The 17,204-nt window shown below is 27.9% G+C and carries 15 protein-coding genes and 3 tRNA genes; 9 read left to right on the plus strand and 9 right to left on the minus strand.

Features of this window, described 5'->3' with window-relative positions; genetic code table 11:
- Positions 1–1,290 carry a hypothetical protein gene (locus tag U880_RS0103675; protein ID WP_024654800.1) on the minus strand — a complete coding sequence of 430 codons (1,290 nt, stop codon included), beginning with the start codon at positions 1,288–1,290 and terminating at the stop codon, positions 1–3.
- Positions 1,291–1,450: 160 nt separating this feature from the next.
- Between U880_RS0103675 and U880_RS0103680 the strand changes: the two genes are divergently transcribed.
- From U880_RS0103680 to U880_RS0103695, 4 genes are read left to right on the plus strand one after another with little or no spacing between them, the layout of a single operon-like run.
- On the plus strand, positions 1,451–2,209 hold the full coding sequence (locus U880_RS0103680) for an MBL fold metallo-hydrolase (RefSeq protein ID WP_024654801.1): 759 nt from the start codon (positions 1,451–1,453) through the stop codon (positions 2,207–2,209).
- 14 nt (positions 2,210–2,223) lie between these two features.
- Entirely contained in the window at positions 2,224–2,985 is a 762-nt protein-coding gene (xth, locus tag U880_RS0103685) for an exodeoxyribonuclease III (protein WP_024654802.1), read from the plus strand.
- 23 nt (positions 2,986–3,008) lie between these two features.
- Entirely contained in the window at positions 3,009–3,770 is a 762-nt protein-coding gene (locus tag U880_RS0103690) for a hypothetical protein (RefSeq protein ID WP_024654803.1), read from the plus strand.
- Positions 3,767–6,592 (plus strand): M16 family metallopeptidase, encoded by a 2,826-nt coding sequence (locus U880_RS0103695; RefSeq protein WP_024654804.1) that lies wholly within the window; start codon positions 3,767–3,769, stop codon positions 6,590–6,592. Before U880_RS0103690 ends, U880_RS0103695 begins: the two co-directional genes overlap by 4 nt.
- A 22-nt stretch (positions 6,593–6,614) precedes the next feature.
- Here the strand turns inward: U880_RS0103695 and U880_RS0103700 are convergent, their stop codons facing one another.
- The 8 genes from U880_RS0103700 to fusA form a co-directional block, all read right to left on the minus strand.
- Positions 6,615–8,051, minus strand: coding sequence for a hypothetical protein (locus U880_RS0103700; protein ID WP_024654805.1), 1,437 nt, complete (start codon positions 8,049–8,051; stop codon positions 6,615–6,617).
- 58 nt (positions 8,052–8,109) lie between these two features.
- Positions 8,110–8,182: transfer RNA gene (locus U880_RS0103705), tRNA-Glu, on the minus strand.
- A 7-nt stretch (positions 8,183–8,189) separates the two neighbouring features.
- A tRNA-Lys gene (locus tag U880_RS0103710) sits at positions 8,190–8,262 on the minus strand.
- A 92-nt stretch (positions 8,263–8,354) separates the two neighbouring features.
- A tRNA-Lys gene (locus U880_RS0103715) sits at positions 8,355–8,428 on the minus strand.
- Positions 8,429–8,476: 48 nt separating this feature from the next.
- On the minus strand, positions 8,477–9,124 hold the full coding sequence (locus tag U880_RS0103720) for a tetratricopeptide repeat protein (RefSeq protein WP_024654806.1): 648 nt from the start codon (positions 9,122–9,124) through the stop codon (positions 8,477–8,479).
- Positions 9,114–9,479, minus strand: coding sequence for a bactofilin family protein (locus U880_RS0103725; protein ID WP_024654807.1), 366 nt, complete (start codon positions 9,477–9,479; stop codon positions 9,114–9,116). The genes U880_RS0103720 and U880_RS0103725 overlap by 11 nt, the downstream gene beginning before the upstream one ends.
- A gap of 88 nt (positions 9,480–9,567) precedes the next feature.
- On the minus strand, positions 9,568–10,263 hold the full coding sequence (locus U880_RS0103730) for a Bax inhibitor-1/YccA family protein (protein ID WP_012538287.1): 696 nt from the start codon (positions 10,261–10,263) through the stop codon (positions 9,568–9,570).
- A gap of 12 nt (positions 10,264–10,275) precedes the next feature.
- The gene (fusA, locus tag U880_RS0103735) at positions 10,276–12,357 is read right to left on the minus strand and encodes an elongation factor G (protein ID WP_024654808.1); all 2,082 of its coding nucleotides are present in this window, start codon (positions 12,355–12,357) and stop codon (positions 10,276–10,278) included.
- 558 nt (positions 12,358–12,915) lie between these two features.
- On the opposite strand from fusA, the gene U880_RS0103740 reads away from it, so the two are divergent.
- The 5 genes from U880_RS0103740 (at position 12,916) to U880_RS0103760 (ending at position 17,204) form a co-directional block, all read left to right on the plus strand.
- A complete protein-coding gene (locus U880_RS0103740) occupies positions 12,916–13,143 on the plus strand; it encodes a KTSC domain-containing protein (RefSeq protein ID WP_014696373.1) in 228 nt (75 codons plus the stop codon).
- A 204-nt stretch (positions 13,144–13,347) separates the two neighbouring features.
- Positions 13,348–14,436, plus strand: coding sequence for a hypothetical protein (locus U880_RS0103745; protein ID WP_024654809.1), 1,089 nt, complete (start codon positions 13,348–13,350; stop codon positions 14,434–14,436).
- A gap of 124 nt (positions 14,437–14,560) precedes the next feature.
- Positions 14,561–15,094 (plus strand): hypothetical protein, encoded by a 534-nt coding sequence (locus tag U880_RS0103750; protein WP_024654810.1) that lies wholly within the window; start codon positions 14,561–14,563, stop codon positions 15,092–15,094.
- A gap of 85 nt (positions 15,095–15,179) precedes the next feature.
- On the plus strand, positions 15,180–15,815 hold the full coding sequence (locus U880_RS0103755) for a hypothetical protein (RefSeq protein ID WP_024654811.1): 636 nt from the start codon (positions 15,180–15,182) through the stop codon (positions 15,813–15,815).
- Positions 15,816–15,983: 168 nt separating this feature from the next.
- Positions 15,984–17,204 (plus strand): ribose-phosphate pyrophosphokinase, encoded by a 1,221-nt coding sequence (locus tag U880_RS0103760; protein ID WP_024654812.1) that lies wholly within the window; start codon positions 15,984–15,986, stop codon positions 17,202–17,204.

The raw sequence follows: 17,204 nt of genomic DNA on the forward strand, positions 1-17,204 counted from the left end.
TTAATGTCCTTTATCTTCAATAAATTGATCAATTTCATTTATCATGAAATCAAATCTTGGTAATGTTAATTCTTGATTTTTAAATAGATTGAAACTTGATAAATAACTTCTACTAAAAATGAAATCAGAAATCTCACCAATATGATCCATGTTGATTATTTTTATAAAGGATATATCCGATTCTGTTTGTTGCCATTCATTTTCATCTTGTTTGAGTAACAATTGTAACGTTTTGATTTTAAATTTTTGAGGTTTACCCCCAATATTTATATATTTTTTTATTTGTTGATTTTGATTTATGATGTCATTTGCAATGTTTACCTGATTTCCCATTGTAACTAAGACCAATTGATTTATATCCATTCTTGAATCTAAAAATTTTAGTTTTTGACTTGATTTTACAAGTTCTATCACATTTTGAATTTCTGTAATATCGGATGTTTTGTCTTTTCTTTTACTGAAAATTTTGATGGGTTCTACCAAATGTTTAATCATTGAGTTTGAAATATGGGTTAGTAAAGTTGTATTGTTATTTTTAATAAAGTTATAGGTGTTTATATGTTTGTATACTGGAGAATATAGATATACAATATTTCCTTTTTTAACTAGTCTGTTTACAAATGTTTTAAACATTGCGTCATGAGAATAAGGGGGTAGAATAATGAGGATACTGTCATATAGTTTTTGATTGTTGCTAATGGGTGCATCTTTATATACGTTTTCATATGTTGGAAGGTAATTCATTTCATTTATAAAAAAAGGATTAAAATCATAATAAAAAAAAGGATTTTGACGTTTAAGTCCTAGTGTGAGGTTAATTGGATACCAAACTGATAGATTTAAGTTATTTTTGTGATCTTTGATTTTTGTAAATCCTATTTTATAGTTTGCATTTATGTCTTTTGGATAGTTGATGAAAAAACTGAGATATGAAAATATTGTTGCTATAAATACTATTATTATTGATGGTATTACTATCATTATTTTAAAGGGAATAGTGAAAATTATTCTTTTAAATTTATTGTTTTGTTTCTTTTGTTTTTGTCTTCTGAGAATGATTGTTTTTATGGTTTTAATAGTAGTCGTTATTAAGAAAAATAGGAATATGGAACCGGTATATAACATTAATGGTCTTGCTTCTATAAGATATAATGTAATTATGAAAAAGGTTCCTGGAAAGATGATGAAATAATCTTCGTAAGAAAATTCTTTTTTAAAATTAAATAAATTTATTATTAAAAATATACTAAAACTTAATAAAAATATTGTTTCATAAGATTGTTCGTACATAAAAAATATTTTTTCCTTAACTAATTATAAGCATAAAAACTTTATTTACAAAATAATTTATTGATTTGAATTGAGCTTTTAATGATATAACCAGGTTTTTTCTTTTATCGTTTAATTTTATTATGATATAATTGGGGTTCTTAAGGGGTAATGGTAATACATGTTAGGAATATTTTTAGGAACTGGTGCATCAAGTGGTGTTCCTATGTTGAACTGTGATTGTAGAGTATGTAATTCAGATTGTTGTAAAAATAAAAGACTTAGAAGTGCATTTTTGTTAAGTTTGTGTGGTCTTAACTTATTGATTGATACTGGACCTGATATTAGAACACAGCTTTTAAGGGAAAATATTTTGAAATTGGATTTGGTATTATATACTCATGAACATTATGATCATATTATGGGACTTGATGATATTAAATTTTATACAAGGTGCGCTCCTTTACCTATTTATGCCCGAGAGACTACTATGCATCATATTAAAAATGCATTTCCACATAATTTTTCATCAAGAATGTCTATCAGTGGAAAAGCCAATATTCTTCCTAGATTAGCAGTTGATTTTGAGCAAATTTTTTTTAAAGGAATAAAGATAATCCCAATTCCTTTACTACATGGAGATATAATTAGTTTAGGATATAGAATAAATAATTTAGCATATCTTACTGATGTTAAGTCTATTCCGGAGATTTCTTATAGTTATTTAGAGGGATTAGATGTATTGGTAATAGATGCTTTGAGAATTAAACCTCATCCAGGTCATTTAAATTTTGATGATGCTATTCTTGAAGTTAAGAAGATCAATCCTAAAATTGCTTATTTCACTCATATTGCACATGATATCATGCATGATGAATTTGATTATTTGAGGAGGGATAATATTTATTTAGCTTATGATGGCTTACAAATTTATATTTAGATTGGTATATGATGATTAATTTGATTTCTTGGAATGTTAATGGAATAAGAGCTGTTTCTAATAAGGGTTTTCTTAATTTTATTGCAGAATATAGCCCTGATATTTTGTGTTTGCAGGAAACCAAGGCTTTAAAAGAACAGTTACCTAAGGAACTTGTTGATATTGAGGGATATTATTCATATTTTTCAAAATCCATAATCAGAGGTTATAGTGGTGTTGCTATTTATTCAAAAATTGAACCTATTAAATTGGAAAATATGAATATTGAAATATTTGATAGAGAAGGAAGATGCATTATTGCTCATTATCATGATTTTATTCTGATTAATGCATATTTTCCTAATTCACAGTCTTTAAGAAAGAGACTTAATTATAAGCTTGAATTTTTGATGAGTCTTGAATCTATTGCAAATTCATTTGTAACTTCTGGAAAAAATCTTATTGTTTGTGGGGATTTTAATATTGCACATACGGAAATTGATTTGTCCAATCCTAAAACTAGCAGAGAATCTGCTGGTTTTTATATTGAAGAAACCAATTGGATGGATAATTTTTTAAATAGAGGTTATGTGGATACTTTTAGAATGTTTAATAAGGAGCCAGGCAATTATACTTGGTGGGATTATAAAACAAGGGCTAGGGAACGTAATGTAGGGTGGAGAATTGATTATTTTGTTATAAATAAGGCCTTTCAATCTAAAGTAAAAGATGCTTTAATTTTAAATAAGGTAATGGGTAGTGATCATTGTCCTGTTTTTTTAAAATTAAAGCAATAGATTAATATTTATGGGAGTTATGTATGAGTCGGTATTTTGTAATGGTTTTGTTTTTGTGTATTCATAATCTGATTTTTGGAATAAAGTTGATTGATTTAGAAAATATTGATTTTTATCGCAGTCTTGAGAAGCAAGATTTGTTATTTATAATTCATTTATTAGAACGTGAAAAATATTTAAATCAAAAGGATGAACTTTTTACATATATTGATTTAGCTAATCAGGCTTTGATTGAGAAAGGTATACAGGTTTTAGATGGCAATGATAAATTGGATGATATGCAACTTATTAATCCTTTGCAGCGAGATAATCTGGATAATTATAATAGTTCAAAGTTTGTCTTGAAAGCATCTAAGGCGTTAAATATTTTTGTGTTTTTTGATGATCTTGATGGGTTTTTAAAAACATTAGATGGTCGTAGAGTAGGTGTTAGTGATGGTAATTTTGTTATCTTAGAGCAGGTTTTTTTTAAAGGTTATAATGATGTTGCAAGTGAACATGCTACTATTGAAATTTATGAAAAAAGTATTCTAAGTCCTGATTTTAATAAACTTATTTTAGACAAGTTGGGATTCTTTGTTTATGTTGGGGAATTAAATAAGAAAATTTATTTTAATGATATTGCAAAATTGTCTAAGGGGGAACTTTTATTTTTATTTTATGAATTGTTTCCTATTTCTAGATTAAAGGGTATAAAGGATTGGTATGATTTTGGATTTACGTCTATTATTAGAGAAATTAAAAAAGTTTATAATATAAGAATTAATTCAAGGAAATTAAAATGAGATGTAAACATGTTAATAATATTAATATATTAAAAGTTGTTTTTTTTGTTTTGGGTTTTATTATTTTATCTTGTTCATCTTCTAAGTTAAGTTTGGATAAAAACTTAGTAAATGGTCAACTTAAAAATGGACTTAGATATTATGTTTATAAGAATCAAGTTCCAAGTAAATTTGTTCATATGGGAATTTTGTTTAATGTTGGTTCTTTAAACGAAGAAGAAAATGAAAGGGGTTTAGCTCATTATCTTGAACATATGGCTTTTAAAGGTACAGAGGATTATCCTGGTAGTGAAGATATTTTGGAAATTCTCAAAAAATTTGGAATGAAATTTGGAGCTGATCTTAATGCTTATACTACTTTTAATAAAACTTACTATTATCTTGATTTGCCAGATGGTGGCCAGGAGAGTGAAGTTGATGAAGCTTTAAATGTATTGAAAAATTGGGCTTTTCAAATTAAGTTTGATGACTTAGAAATAGATAAAGAACGTAATGTTATTATTGAAGAAAAAAAATATAGAGATGATTATTCTTTTAGAATGTTCAAAAAAATGTTTGAGGTTGTTGGAGGTAATAGTAGATATTCTATTCGATTTCCTATTGGTCTTGAAGAGAGGATTTTATCTTTTAAATCAGAGGACTTTAAAAGATTTTATAATAAGTGGTATAGACCAGATTTGACCAGTGTCATTATTGTTGGAGATATTGATCCAAGAGACATTGAAGAGAAGATAAAGAAATTATTTGCATCCTTTAAGGAACCATTAGATGATCCTGAAAAAGTTGTAATAAATTTAGATACTGTAATTGATGAGAAGTTTGTAAGTATAGATGATGATGAAACCTTATTTCCTAGTATTAGTTTTGTTTGTAAAGAAGAAACCAAAGGAAGTGTTGTTACTGTTGAGGATCTTAAGAGATATATCGAGAAAATTTTCTTAAATAGGCTTTTTATAAATAGATTTTATGAATTAAAGGTTATTGGGACAAATTATTTTAGATCATTTGATAAATTTGATTCGAATTATAAATCAGATAATAATTATGTTTTGATTAAAAATATTTCTTTAACTATCGATTCAGAACATTTTAAAGAAGCTTTTGAAGGTTTTTTTTATGAAATTGAGAGAATTAGGAGGTTTGGTTTTACAAAAGGAGAGATTGATAAAATTAAGTCTGAAATGATAACTTCTTATACCTTGAGTAAAGATAATCTTAAGAAACAAAAGTCTTCCAGAATTGCAGATCGTTTGGTGGATGTTGCTTCGTCGAATTTTCAGTTGATTGATGATAATGAATATTTTGACATTGCTATTAAATATTTGAATAATATTAGCCTGGATACAATATCAGCTCTTGCTAGTAGTGAGGCAGTTATAGATGATATGACTGTTATTTATAAGTATTCTAAAAAATTGCATTCTAATTTAACTTTTGAAGAGTTGCAAAAATTTCGTGAGATTGCTTTAAATAAAGAAATTCAACCTTATGATGATGTGTCAATTCAGGGTGAATTTTTCAAAAAATCTTTAAAAAGCAAAAATATTGTTGATGAAAAAGAATTTATAAATGAAATTTCATCTTTTACTTTGGAGAATGGAGTTGAAGTTTACTTTAAACATAATGAAAATAAGAAAAATGTAGTTGACTTTACTGCAGTTTCTTGGGGTGGTTTACTCAGTGAGGATGCTGAGTTGATTCCTGTTTTATCTTTAGCTCCAAGAATAGTTTCTAAGTCAGGATATGGGGATTATTCTAATCTTCAAATTGAAAAATATTTATCAAATAAATTGGTAGAATTGATACCATCGGTTTCTGAGCGAACTTCACATATTGATGGTAGTGCTGAGACTAAGGATCTTGAAACTTTATTTAAGCTTATATATTTTACATTTAATGAAGCCAAGATAGATGATGTTGTTTTGCAGACTACTATTGATGATATGAGTTCAACAATTAAGGCTAGAAAAAATAGTTCTGATTATCTTTTTTCTAATGCTATTAATAAATTTTATAATAATGATGATTATCGTTTAAGAGATATTCAAGAATCTGATTTGCAAAATATATCAAAAAATATTCTTTTAGATTTTTATAAAAAGAGATTTACTTATGCAGACAATTTTAAATTTATTTTTGTGGGAGATATTGACTTAGATACAATAAAAAAATTGTCAAGTAAATATTTAGGTAATTTAAATTCTAAAAAGCTGGATGAATTTAGAGATCTAGATTATTCGTATAAGAAAAATACGAAGAGAATAGTTGTTAGAAGAAAAGCGGATGCTGTAAGTAGTGCTGTACATGTTGTATATCCTTTCACGTTTAATTATACACCTGAAGATGGTATAAATTATAGGGCTTTAGCATCTCTTTTAAGTGAAGGTCTTGTTAAGGCTATTAGAAGAGAACAGTCTAGTGTTTATGGAATAAATGCGTCTTTTAATTACTATTTTAGAAAGCATTCTGATTCAGATGGTTTTATTATTGTATCTTTTACAGTTGAACCTAAGGCTTTAGATAGTGTTTTAAAATCTGTTAATGAATATATTTTGGAGAGACAAAAAATAGATTTTGTAGATACTGATTTTGATTATATTAAGAAAAATATTATTAAAAATAATAATATTAGTTCTGAGTCCAATGGTTATTGGATTTCAGTGATATTAAGTTCGGTTTTTTGGTATGATTCTGTTATAGATACTTTTAGTAATAAATTTATTGATGATAATTTAAGTAAAGATAGAATAAATATGTTATTTAAGAAGATCGATTTTAAGAAAGGAACGGAGATTGTATTAATTCCAAGTAATGATGATTAATTTTCATTATATTGTTTTGTTTTTAATTGATTTTGTCTTTAAAAAGGATTAATAGTTCTCCCGGTATTAATCCTTTTGTTTGCCATAATAATTTTTCTAATTTTATGGCCCATTTTTCATATTCTTTAAATTCAGTTTTAGAGAAGTAATTAGTGTTAATTAAATAATTTGCGATATTTTCTTTTGGAAGCGCAGTTGTGTATGCATAAAATTCATTAATTACTAAGTAATTGAATGTGACATCATAACCGATGTTATCTAAAAAATTAATCCAAGATTTTTTGTTGTTTGGTGAAATATGTTTATTCCAAAAGTTAACAATTGCTTTATTGAAATTGTTGTCTGTAAAAAAATACATGTGTAGCATTTCATGCATAAAGATTCTCATTTGGTCTGTTTTTGACATAATTTCATCTTCAGAATAAGTTGCAAATGCAATATTTTTTGATTTGCTTTTAATTTTTATTGTGTTGTTTTCAAGATATGCTAATTTGTTGGCTATAATTAAGTTTTTTAAAATTATTTCTTCTTTATTTAATTTAATATTTAATTTTTGTGCTTCATTAAAAAACGTGATTATGTCTTGAAGTCTATAATCATGACCACCCCATCCTATTTTATTTTCTAGTTCAGTATTTGATAATAATTTTCCTCTAAATTCTTTTTTTTCGAGAAAGAATGCCATTCTTTTTAACATTAAGGCTTGATCGTGCAATGTTTTAAATTTTATTATGTATATATTAGGATTTGCTATGAAATTAAAGAATTCAAAAGAATCTCTTCTGTAATTTTTTTTTGTATAGTTGAAAATGAGTTTTAAGTCAGCATTTATTGGTTTATTTATTTCATAATAATCATTCATATTAATATATCCAATTTCATTAATTTGAATCATATTGTCGTTTTTAGTAGATTTTATTTCATCATTGTGATTTTCTAGTGATGTGTACTTGATGAGATTTGATAGTACTATTTTTTGTGATTCTTTTTTTGAATATAAATTTGTTATTATGGGATTTAATATTGTTTTTTTTGATTTAAAGCCTATTATTGGAAACATGTTTTTATTGAGATTAAAGCTAATAGAATATCCATCCTTGTCAATGAATATTTTAAATTTTTGGGGATCTGTTTTTGTTATTTGTATATTGGATTTTTTTATTTCGATGTTATTAAAATTGATAGATTTAATATTATTTATTTTGATTTCTAAGCTCATTGTTTGCTCTTGATTAATGATTGTTGGGATATTGTATGAGTAACTTTTGTTTTGGGTGTTAATTTTGATATTTGCATTTTTATTGCTCTTGATATTTAATGTGAGATGATCTATTTTTTCGTTATTACAGTATACTATTTTTTTATCATTGTTGATGGTTATGCATTTCTTTTTATTATTAGTTTCGTTGCTCGCATAAAGGCTTGTAAAGAAGATTAACATCATTAAAATTCTTTTCATTACGTACTCTATTATAATGAAAAGAATGTGATAAATGAAAATTTAAGCAAATTTTTTACATCCTCTAGGGGAATCGAACCCCTGTTGCCAGGATGAAAACCTGGAGTCCTAGGCCACTAGACGAAGAGGACAAAAAATTGAGCTCAGTAGGACTCGAACCTACGACTCTCGCCTTAAAAGGGCGATGCTCTACCAACTGAGCTATGAGCCCGAAAATAAAATCAAGTCTATCAAATCTAATTGTATCATTTATCTTAAACAATGTCAACACCCTTAGGATGAACAAAACCATCATTATTTTAATGAGCTGCACAGGACTCGAACCTGTAACCGGCGGGTTAAGAATCCGCTGCTCTAACCACCTGAGCTAGCAGCCCGTCATTTATATGAACTAATAAATAGAATAAATACTTCAAGACATAATGTCAAGAATTGTGATTATTTTTTTCTATCTTTTGTAGTAGATTTTTTGCTTCTAAATGATTAGGATTTAATGTCAACAGTTTTGTTAAAGTTTCTTTTGCTAGAATTTTATTCTTAGCATTAATTCTTGACTTTGCAAGTTTTAATAGTATATTTTGATTGTTTGGGAAAAATCTTAAAGCGTTTTCATATGCAAAATCAGCTTCATTATATCTCTCAAGTTTATAAAAAGAATCTGCAGTTAAGATATATACTTTAGCTATTCGAGCTCCATTGGCGTCAAGCCCGATATATTTTTGAAAATGTTTGAGAGCTTTTTTATATTGTCCTTGAAAAAAGTAAGCTTCTCCTAATGCTTGAATTATTCTTGAATCATGTTTTTTTATTTCAAGTCCTTTAATAGATTCTAGTTCAGCTTTTTTATATTCTCCTGTTGCTATTAAGCTCCATATGAGTATTACTCTTGCATCTAAATTATTTGGATTATTTTTTATTTCATTTTGAGTATTTATAATTGCTTCTTGAAATTTGCCTTGCCTGTAGAGTAAAAGGGAATCTTCTTTTACTTGTGCTTGTATTTTGATTGTTAGGCATAAAAGTAGCAAGCAAAGGATTATTCTTAATTTTGAGTCAAAATGTTTATTTGTCATTTTGCCATTTTTCCTCCATTTCACAATTTCCGTTAAATGAGGCTCCTGCTTCTATGAATAGTTCTTTTGTTGTTATGTTGCCAATTAATTTACCAGTTTTATAAATTTTGATTGTCTCTAAAGCCTCTACATTCCCTTTCATTGTACCATGATTGAGAAAATTATTACATTTAATTTCTGCTTCCACATGGGCTTTTTCTCTTAGATATATTGAACTTGTAGAATTTATGAATCCTTTGAGTATGCCATCAATGATTATCGGTTTACTACTTTCTATATATCCTTCAAAGTTAAAATTACTCTTTATGACATTTTGGGTGCCGTTTTCTTCAAATTCTAGGGTGTCTATGCTCAATGTTTCTCCTAAAAATGAATGCTTATTTTTATTTTAAGCATTCATTTTTTATTTTACATTTAAATTTTAGCTTGTTGATTTTTAGATTTTAATCTCTTCTTTGTCCCAAAAATCTTAGTAAGTATAAAAATAAATTTATGAAATCTAGGTAAAGTTTTAAAGAAGCTACTACTGCCATTCTATTTTTGATTTCAGTACCATCTTCTAACATATTATCCATTTTAGAAATATTTTGAACATCATAGGCTGTTAATCCTGTAAATAAAATGACACCTAAAATTGAGATTAAAAAATTAAGACCTGAACTTCTGAAGAACATGTTAAGTATAGATGCGATGATGATGCCCCATAATCCCATCATAAAATAGCTACCCATTTTTGTAAGATCTGTACTTGTTGTGTGTCCATAAAATGACATTGCAAGGAAGGTTAAAGAAGTAATTCCAAATGTATAAAATATTGAACCTTGAGTATATATCATAAATATAGAAGATAATGTTACTCCTGTTAAAGCTGAGTACATGAGAAAAAGAGCTGTTGCTGTCCCACTTGATATCCTATTAATTGCACCACTTATTGCATAAACAAAGCCGAATTGTATAAGTATTATGGCTATATATGACATTGGATTTGTAAATATTATGGCTCTAATTATTGCATTTTCAGATGTTGTGTATGCAAATATTGCAGATATTAAAAGCCCAACTGACATTAATCCAAAAACATGAGCCAAAAATTTATTTTTTATTTTTATTTCTTGTTTATCTTGCGTTAATTCAAGCATTATGATTCCTCCTTATTTGTTGTTTTGTTCGTTAAATTTTTTACATAGTTCATTAAATGTTGCATTTGGAACTTTGCCATATCTTAAAAATTCCATTGAAAACTCAGCTTTTCCTTGTGTAGATGATCTTAAAACAGTTGAAAATCCAAACATTTCACTTAACGGTACTTCGGCTTCGACCTTTGAGAAAGTGCCTTCTTCAGAAGACCCTAAAATTATTCCTCTTCTTTGATTGAGTAGGCCAAACATATTTCCTTGGAATTCTGTTGGGCCTTCAAGAGTTACTTTCATGATTGGTTCTAGTATTGTAGGTTTTGCCTTATTATAAGCTTCTCTAAATGCTCCAATTGCTGCTAATTGAAATGCAATATCTGATGAATCAACAATATGGTATTGTCCATCATTAATTGTAATTTTGATTCCAACAATTGGGAATCCAATTAAGGTTCCCTTTTCCATAGCCTTTTGGAATCCTTTATCACATGATGGAATATATTCTGTTGGAATTACTCCACCTTTTATAAGATTGACAAATTCGTAAGTTTGTTCTTCTGTATCAAGTGGTTCCATAAATCCGGCAACTCTTCCAAACTGCCCTGCACCGCCTGATTGTTTTTTATGAGTATAATTAAATTCTGCTTTTTCTGTAATAGTTTCTCTATATGCTACTTGGGGCATTCCTGTTTCAACTTCGGCTTTAAATTCTCGTTTCATTCTCTCAATATAGACTTCTAAGTGTAATTCACCCATTCCTTGTATTATTGTTTCTTTTGATTCACTATCTACATAAGTTTTAAATGTAGGATCTTCTTTAGTAAATCGTCCAAGAGCTTTAGCCATATTGTCAGCTGATTTTTTATCTTTGGGTTTGATTGATAGAGATATTACTGGTTCTGGGATATACATTGATGTCATTGAGTAATTAATAGAAGGGTCACAGAATGTATCTCCTGATGCGCATTCTATCCCAAATAAAGCCACAATATCGCCACTGCTTCCAAATTCAATGTCCTCAGTATTATTGGCATGCATTCTAATGAGTCTTCCAACTTTAAACTTTTTAGAAGTTCTTGAATTTATTAATTCTTGTCCTTTTTTTAAAACTCCTTGATATATTCTGACATAAGTTAATTGTCCATATTGTCCGTCTTCTAGTTTAAAAGCTAATGCTACAGTTGGTAATGTTTCGTCAGTTTTAAGTTGAATTTCTTTTTCATTTGCATTTAAGTCAAGTGCTACGTTTTGAATATCATGAGGCGAAGGTAAAAATTTATTTACAGCATCAAGTAAAAGCTGTACTCCTTTGTTTTTATATGCAGAACCCATAAATACTGGACAAAGTTTTAAAGATAAAGTTCCTGTCCTAATTGCTTCGTATATTGTCTCAAGAGCCACATTTTTTCCTTCCATATGTAGTTCCATAAGTTCATCATTAAAATCAGATAAAGCATCAAGCATTATTTTGCGCTTTTCTTCAGCTTTATTTAACAATTCAGCAGGAATTTCTTTTTCTATAATTTCTGTTCCATCTTTACCTTCAAAGTAATAGGCTTTCATCACAACAAGATCAACAACTCCCATGTGCTTATCTTCAAGTCCAATTGGAATTTGCATTAAAACTGAATTTAAACCAAGTTTATCTTTAAGTTGATCTTTTACATTACTAGGATTTGCCCCAGTCTTATCACATTTATTCACGAAAGCAAGTCGTGGTACATTATATCTTTTTAATTGTCTATCAACTGTAATTGATTGAGATTGGACTCCTGCAACGGAATCAAGAACAAGTATTGCTCCATCTAAAACTCTAAGTGAGCGTTCAACTTCAATTGTGAAATCAACGTGACCTGGAGTATCAATAATATTGATTGGATGATTTTTCCATTCAACATGAGTTGCGGCTGATGCAATTGTGATACCTCGTTCTTTTTCAAGTTCCATTGAATCCATTGTTGCTCCAACACCATCTTTTCCCTTAACTTCATGAATAGCGTGAATTTTGTTACAATAAAATAGAATACGTTCTGTGAGTGTGGTTTTCCCTGAGTCGATATGAGCACTAATACCTATGTTGCGCAATTTTTTGTAGTCCATGGAATATTTCCTCCTGAGCGTGTATTACTTAGAACATTAATTGTCTTTAGTATTCTACATGATTTTTTTAGAAAAGTCTATTTTAAACTCTTTAAGTTGTCTTTGGCTTGAGAGAGTTTTATTTTAAGAAAAGATAAATAACTTTAATTGAAGTATAAATTAGGTATGTTTCTATTCTTAATTGATTTTATTTGACAAAAGTTTTCATATTAACATTTATAATATTTGTCTAATACATAAATGTATAAGCTATGAAAGTGTTAATGTTATTTATTAGTTATTATAAGATTTTTGATGTTAAGAATTATTTTGTTTTATTTTTTTGTTAGGTATTATATCTTTTGCATTATTTTATAAAAGTTGTTTTGTAAAGAAAGTTTGTTATATTGAGATTTGCTTGACTAAGTTGTGTTAAACATATACATTTAATTATAAGGAATATATCATTTAGTAAATTTTGATTTTATTGATTAAAAATACTTAACATTATTTAATGAATTTACTCTTTCTTTACTTTATATTTTATACTCCTAAGAATAACTATTGGAGGATATAAGTTTGAATACTTTAACAATATCTCATGAATTGAGTAAGATATGTCAGGTTGATTATGATTCTGCTTTGTCTGAACTTTCTGTATTTTTTAAAGACGGAAGAGCTTATAAGTATTTTAAAATTGAGCCAAGACACTTTAACATAATATCTAAACTTGTACAAGAAAAAAAATCAGTTGGGAAATATTTAACTGAACACATATTTAACAAGTATGATCAAGAAAGGCTTTAGATTTTAAATTTATTTTTTAATTGGCTAAGAAGGATTGTTATTAAAATCCTTCTTAGTATAGAAATCTTTTTTTCGTTTATGTTACTTTATAATTTATTTAAAGAAGGGAGGATTGTATTTGCGTTTTTTTGTGATAAAGTTTATCATGTAGTTTAAGTTATTTGGTGGCCTATTGTTTATTTTATTTTATGGGGGCTGTAAGAGATGAGGAAAAAATTAATTTTTATAACATTATTATTAGTTTCACTTTTTAGTACATCTTATGCCAAAGTTATATATTTTTCAGCAGGATTTAGTACACAAATTAGTCTTGAATCACTTTCTTTTTTTGGGCAAAAAACAGGTACAATATTGGATAAATTGATGAGTTCTGAATTGTTTCCTATATTGAAAAATATTAGGGTTAATTTGTTTAATCAGATAAAAGAATTTGAAAATAGTGCACATAAGTTGCATAATTCTTTTCAAAAAAATTTATCTCTTTTTATTCAACTGTATAAGAAAAGGAAAAGTGGAAGTGGTTCACAGGTAGGAGATATGGATGATTCTGACCTTGATGGGTTTGGACCACTTTTAAATAGTACTCATAATTTGAGATCATTTGTATTTGAATTGAGCAAATTACATCGCAACGGTACTTTTAGAAAGTTAGGTGAAAGTGGCTCGCATTTGAAAGAGCTTATAGTGGATTTGGAAAACACAGCAAAACAGGCCCTTAGTCTTAAGGATTCTTTGTTTGCTCAATTAAATGAATTTGGAGTCTATAATCAAGATGACTTGATGAAAATATGGAATGAAATTTCCACTCCTGGAACTAATTTGAATGATGCTTTGAGGCAGAAAGTTTCACCTTTGTTTAGTAGCGGATTTCAAGGTTATTTTCAAGTTGGACTTCCTATTTTTCAAAGTAATTTTTATTATGGTTTCGAACTTGGATTTGGGATGAATCTTGGAAGGCTTATTGTTCCGCATTTAAGACTTTTAGAATCTTCTTATCCTGTTAAGTTGGGAATGGGCATTATGCCAAGATTGTTTGTTAAATATGATATTTACTATTTGGCAGCTACTCTGTTTTCAGGTTTTGGTGACAGATCTTTAGTTGTAGATCCTATTTATGTAGGAAATTTAACAAGTAAGAATAAGATAACCAATCCTTTTAGTGTTATTGAAACGGGTCTTAGATTAAGGTTGGCTTTTCTTAATTTTGAATCATCAGTATTATTTTCTATTAATGATTTCAAGTATAGAGACTTAAGAGTTGGGCTTGGGTTTGAAATACCAATAGTTATTTAGATAATAGCATCATTATTTATGGGTATAAATAGATATGTAGATATTTTTTATTGATGATATATGTCTATATGTTGCTATCTATGTTATTAATTTAGCTTTTTAAGTTAGTGTTAGGTTTTTTTATATGTATAAGGGGTTGTTCCTTTGTTTACTTTATTTTGTGTTGTCTTGTAAAACTTTTGATAAAGATTATCAAACTATAGCAGGTGAGTATTATAAGCTTGCAAAGTTAAATGAAGAACTTGGTAATAATCAAACATCTGTTGAGCTTTATGAACAAGCTATTAAATTTGATTCTAATATAAATGCTGCTTCTGGTTACAATTTTATTTTGGCTTACGTTAATTTAAAGAGGTATGAAGAGGCCGAATTAAAGCTTGAATCTTTATTGGAGAATGATAAAGATAATATTTTGTTAATTAATTTGAAAGCCTATTTATTTTTTAAGAAAGATAATTTGGAGGAGTCTTTAAAATTATATTTAAAGACCTTAGAAATAGCGCCTGCTAATCAAGAAGCGTTATTTAATGTTTTTTATATTTATCATTTAAATAAAGACATGGAAAATGCGAAGAAATATATCTTAAAGTATCAAGAATTCAAATATTCAGTGCCTTCTAATGCTAGTGATATAGTTTCTTCTATTTTAAAGGATTAGGGTTAGAGATCTTTTTTACTACTTTTGATGTCTATATTCCATGATCTTAATGTGTAAATTCATTTAGATATTTTGGAGGGTTAATATCATGAAAATAAAATTTTTGTTTGTAAGTTTGTGGATATTTGTTACATTAAATGTTTTTTCAAGTGTTGATTTTGAGCTTAATTTTGGTTTTGGTTTTGATTTTCCAGTTAGCACCATTGCAAATTTTTATAAGACAGCTTTGGATGTTGGTAGAGAACTTGAAAGCACTATGTCTATTTTAAAGAAAGCTGAGATTGTTAGGAATTTTGCAGATATGGTTAATATTTCTAAATCAGGTTTAACCTATGGAGGATACGTTCAAATGGGAGCAAAATTTGATGATTTTTGTTCACTTGGTTTTGAACTTGGACTTGATTTTAATGTATTTAGAAGTATTAATAGTAAAGGACGATTGCATAATCTGCTTTCATTTGTTTCAGCTATTGAACCTAAATTTTATACAAGATTAGATTTCTTTATAGGAGCTGTTACATTTTTTACTGGTCCTAGGGCTAATATTGCTACTGCTATTCAAGATTCTATTTTAGCTGAATTTGGAATGTTTGGTTGGGATTTGGGAGCAAGAGCTACATGTGCTTTTTTGACAATTGAGGGATATTATTGTTGGAATATTCAGAATAATAAATTTTCTGATTTTAAATTTGGTGTAGGTCTTGAGTTTGGCGTTATTTAGGGCATTATATAGTCAATTCTTGTTTTTTAATAAATATTGATAGAATTTGGGTATTTTTTGTTTGTAATGGAGATTGTTATTTTTGGAAATTTTTGTAAACTTGTATGAATTATTTATATTAATGTACAATAAAATAAAGATTTTCTGTTTGAATAGGGAGTTTTAACATTGAGCTTGCTTATGAAAAAATCAATAGGAATTATTGCATGTCCTGGGGGACGGGTATTTGCAGAAAAAATAATGGCAGAACTTAATACAATATTTTTAGATGCTGAGAATAAAGTTATTGAACAAATTTCGCAAACTTCTAATTGTTCAAAGGAAGATGTTTTGAAATTTGAAGGAATTTTATCTCCTTTTTTAGAGGGACTTGAATTTTCTAATTTAAGGTTTGATGAGACTATGGAAATTCCTGTAAATTTTATTAAATTTGCTAATGGTGAGTTTAAGTCAGAGATTTTAAAAACCATCAGAAATAAAGATATTTTTATTGTGCAAGATGTTTCTAATACTTATCCAGTTACTGTGAATAATAATGAAGAAGTAGTGATGACGGTTAATGATCATTTGATGAATTTGATGACCACAATAGACGCTTGCATGCAGGCTAAGGCCAATTCTGTTAGTGTTATTGTTCCTTCTTATCCTTATTCAAGGCAAGATAAAAAACATTCACGAGAAGGGCTAACGGCAAGTCTTTTTGGAAGATTTTTGGAAGAGTTGGGAATAAAACATATTTTAACATTGGATATTCATTCAAAGGCTATTGAAAATGTCTTTAGAAAGTCGTATTTTGAAAATTTAAATGCGTCTTATGAAATTTTTGATGCTTTAGCTGAACTGATTGATATTAGAGATTCCAACTTAGTAGTTGTATCTCCTGATACAGGAGCTGTTAATCGAAATAAGTTTTTTGCATCTAATCTTAAAAGACCCTTGGCTTTGCTTTATAAAGAGAGAGATTACTCAAAAGTAACGCATAATGTTAATGATTCGAATATTTCTGTTACTAAATTGTTGGGAGATGTTGAGGGTAAGAATGTTTTTATGAGTGATGATATTTTGGCTACTGGTGGTACTTTTATTAAAGCAGTGAAATTGTTAAAAAGTATGGGGGCTAAAAAAATTATATGTGCAGTAAGTCTACCATTTTTTAATGGAGATGCCGTTAGGTATTTTGATAAAGCCTATGAGGAAGGTTATTTTTATAAGATAATTGGGACAAATGCTGTTTATCATGATGATAAACTTCTTAGTAAACCTTGGTACTATGAAGCTAATGTTGCACATCTTTTTGCAGGTGCAATTTTTGCAATTCATAATAGAGTTAGTTTGCAAAAAATTCTTGATAGAAGCCATGACATTCAAAATTTAATTTCTAAGAGTTAA

Source organism: Borrelia hispanica CRI, from assembly GCF_000500065.1.
In the GTDB taxonomy this organism is placed as follows: Bacteria; Spirochaetota; Spirochaetia; order Borreliales; family Borreliaceae; genus Borrelia; species Borrelia hispanica.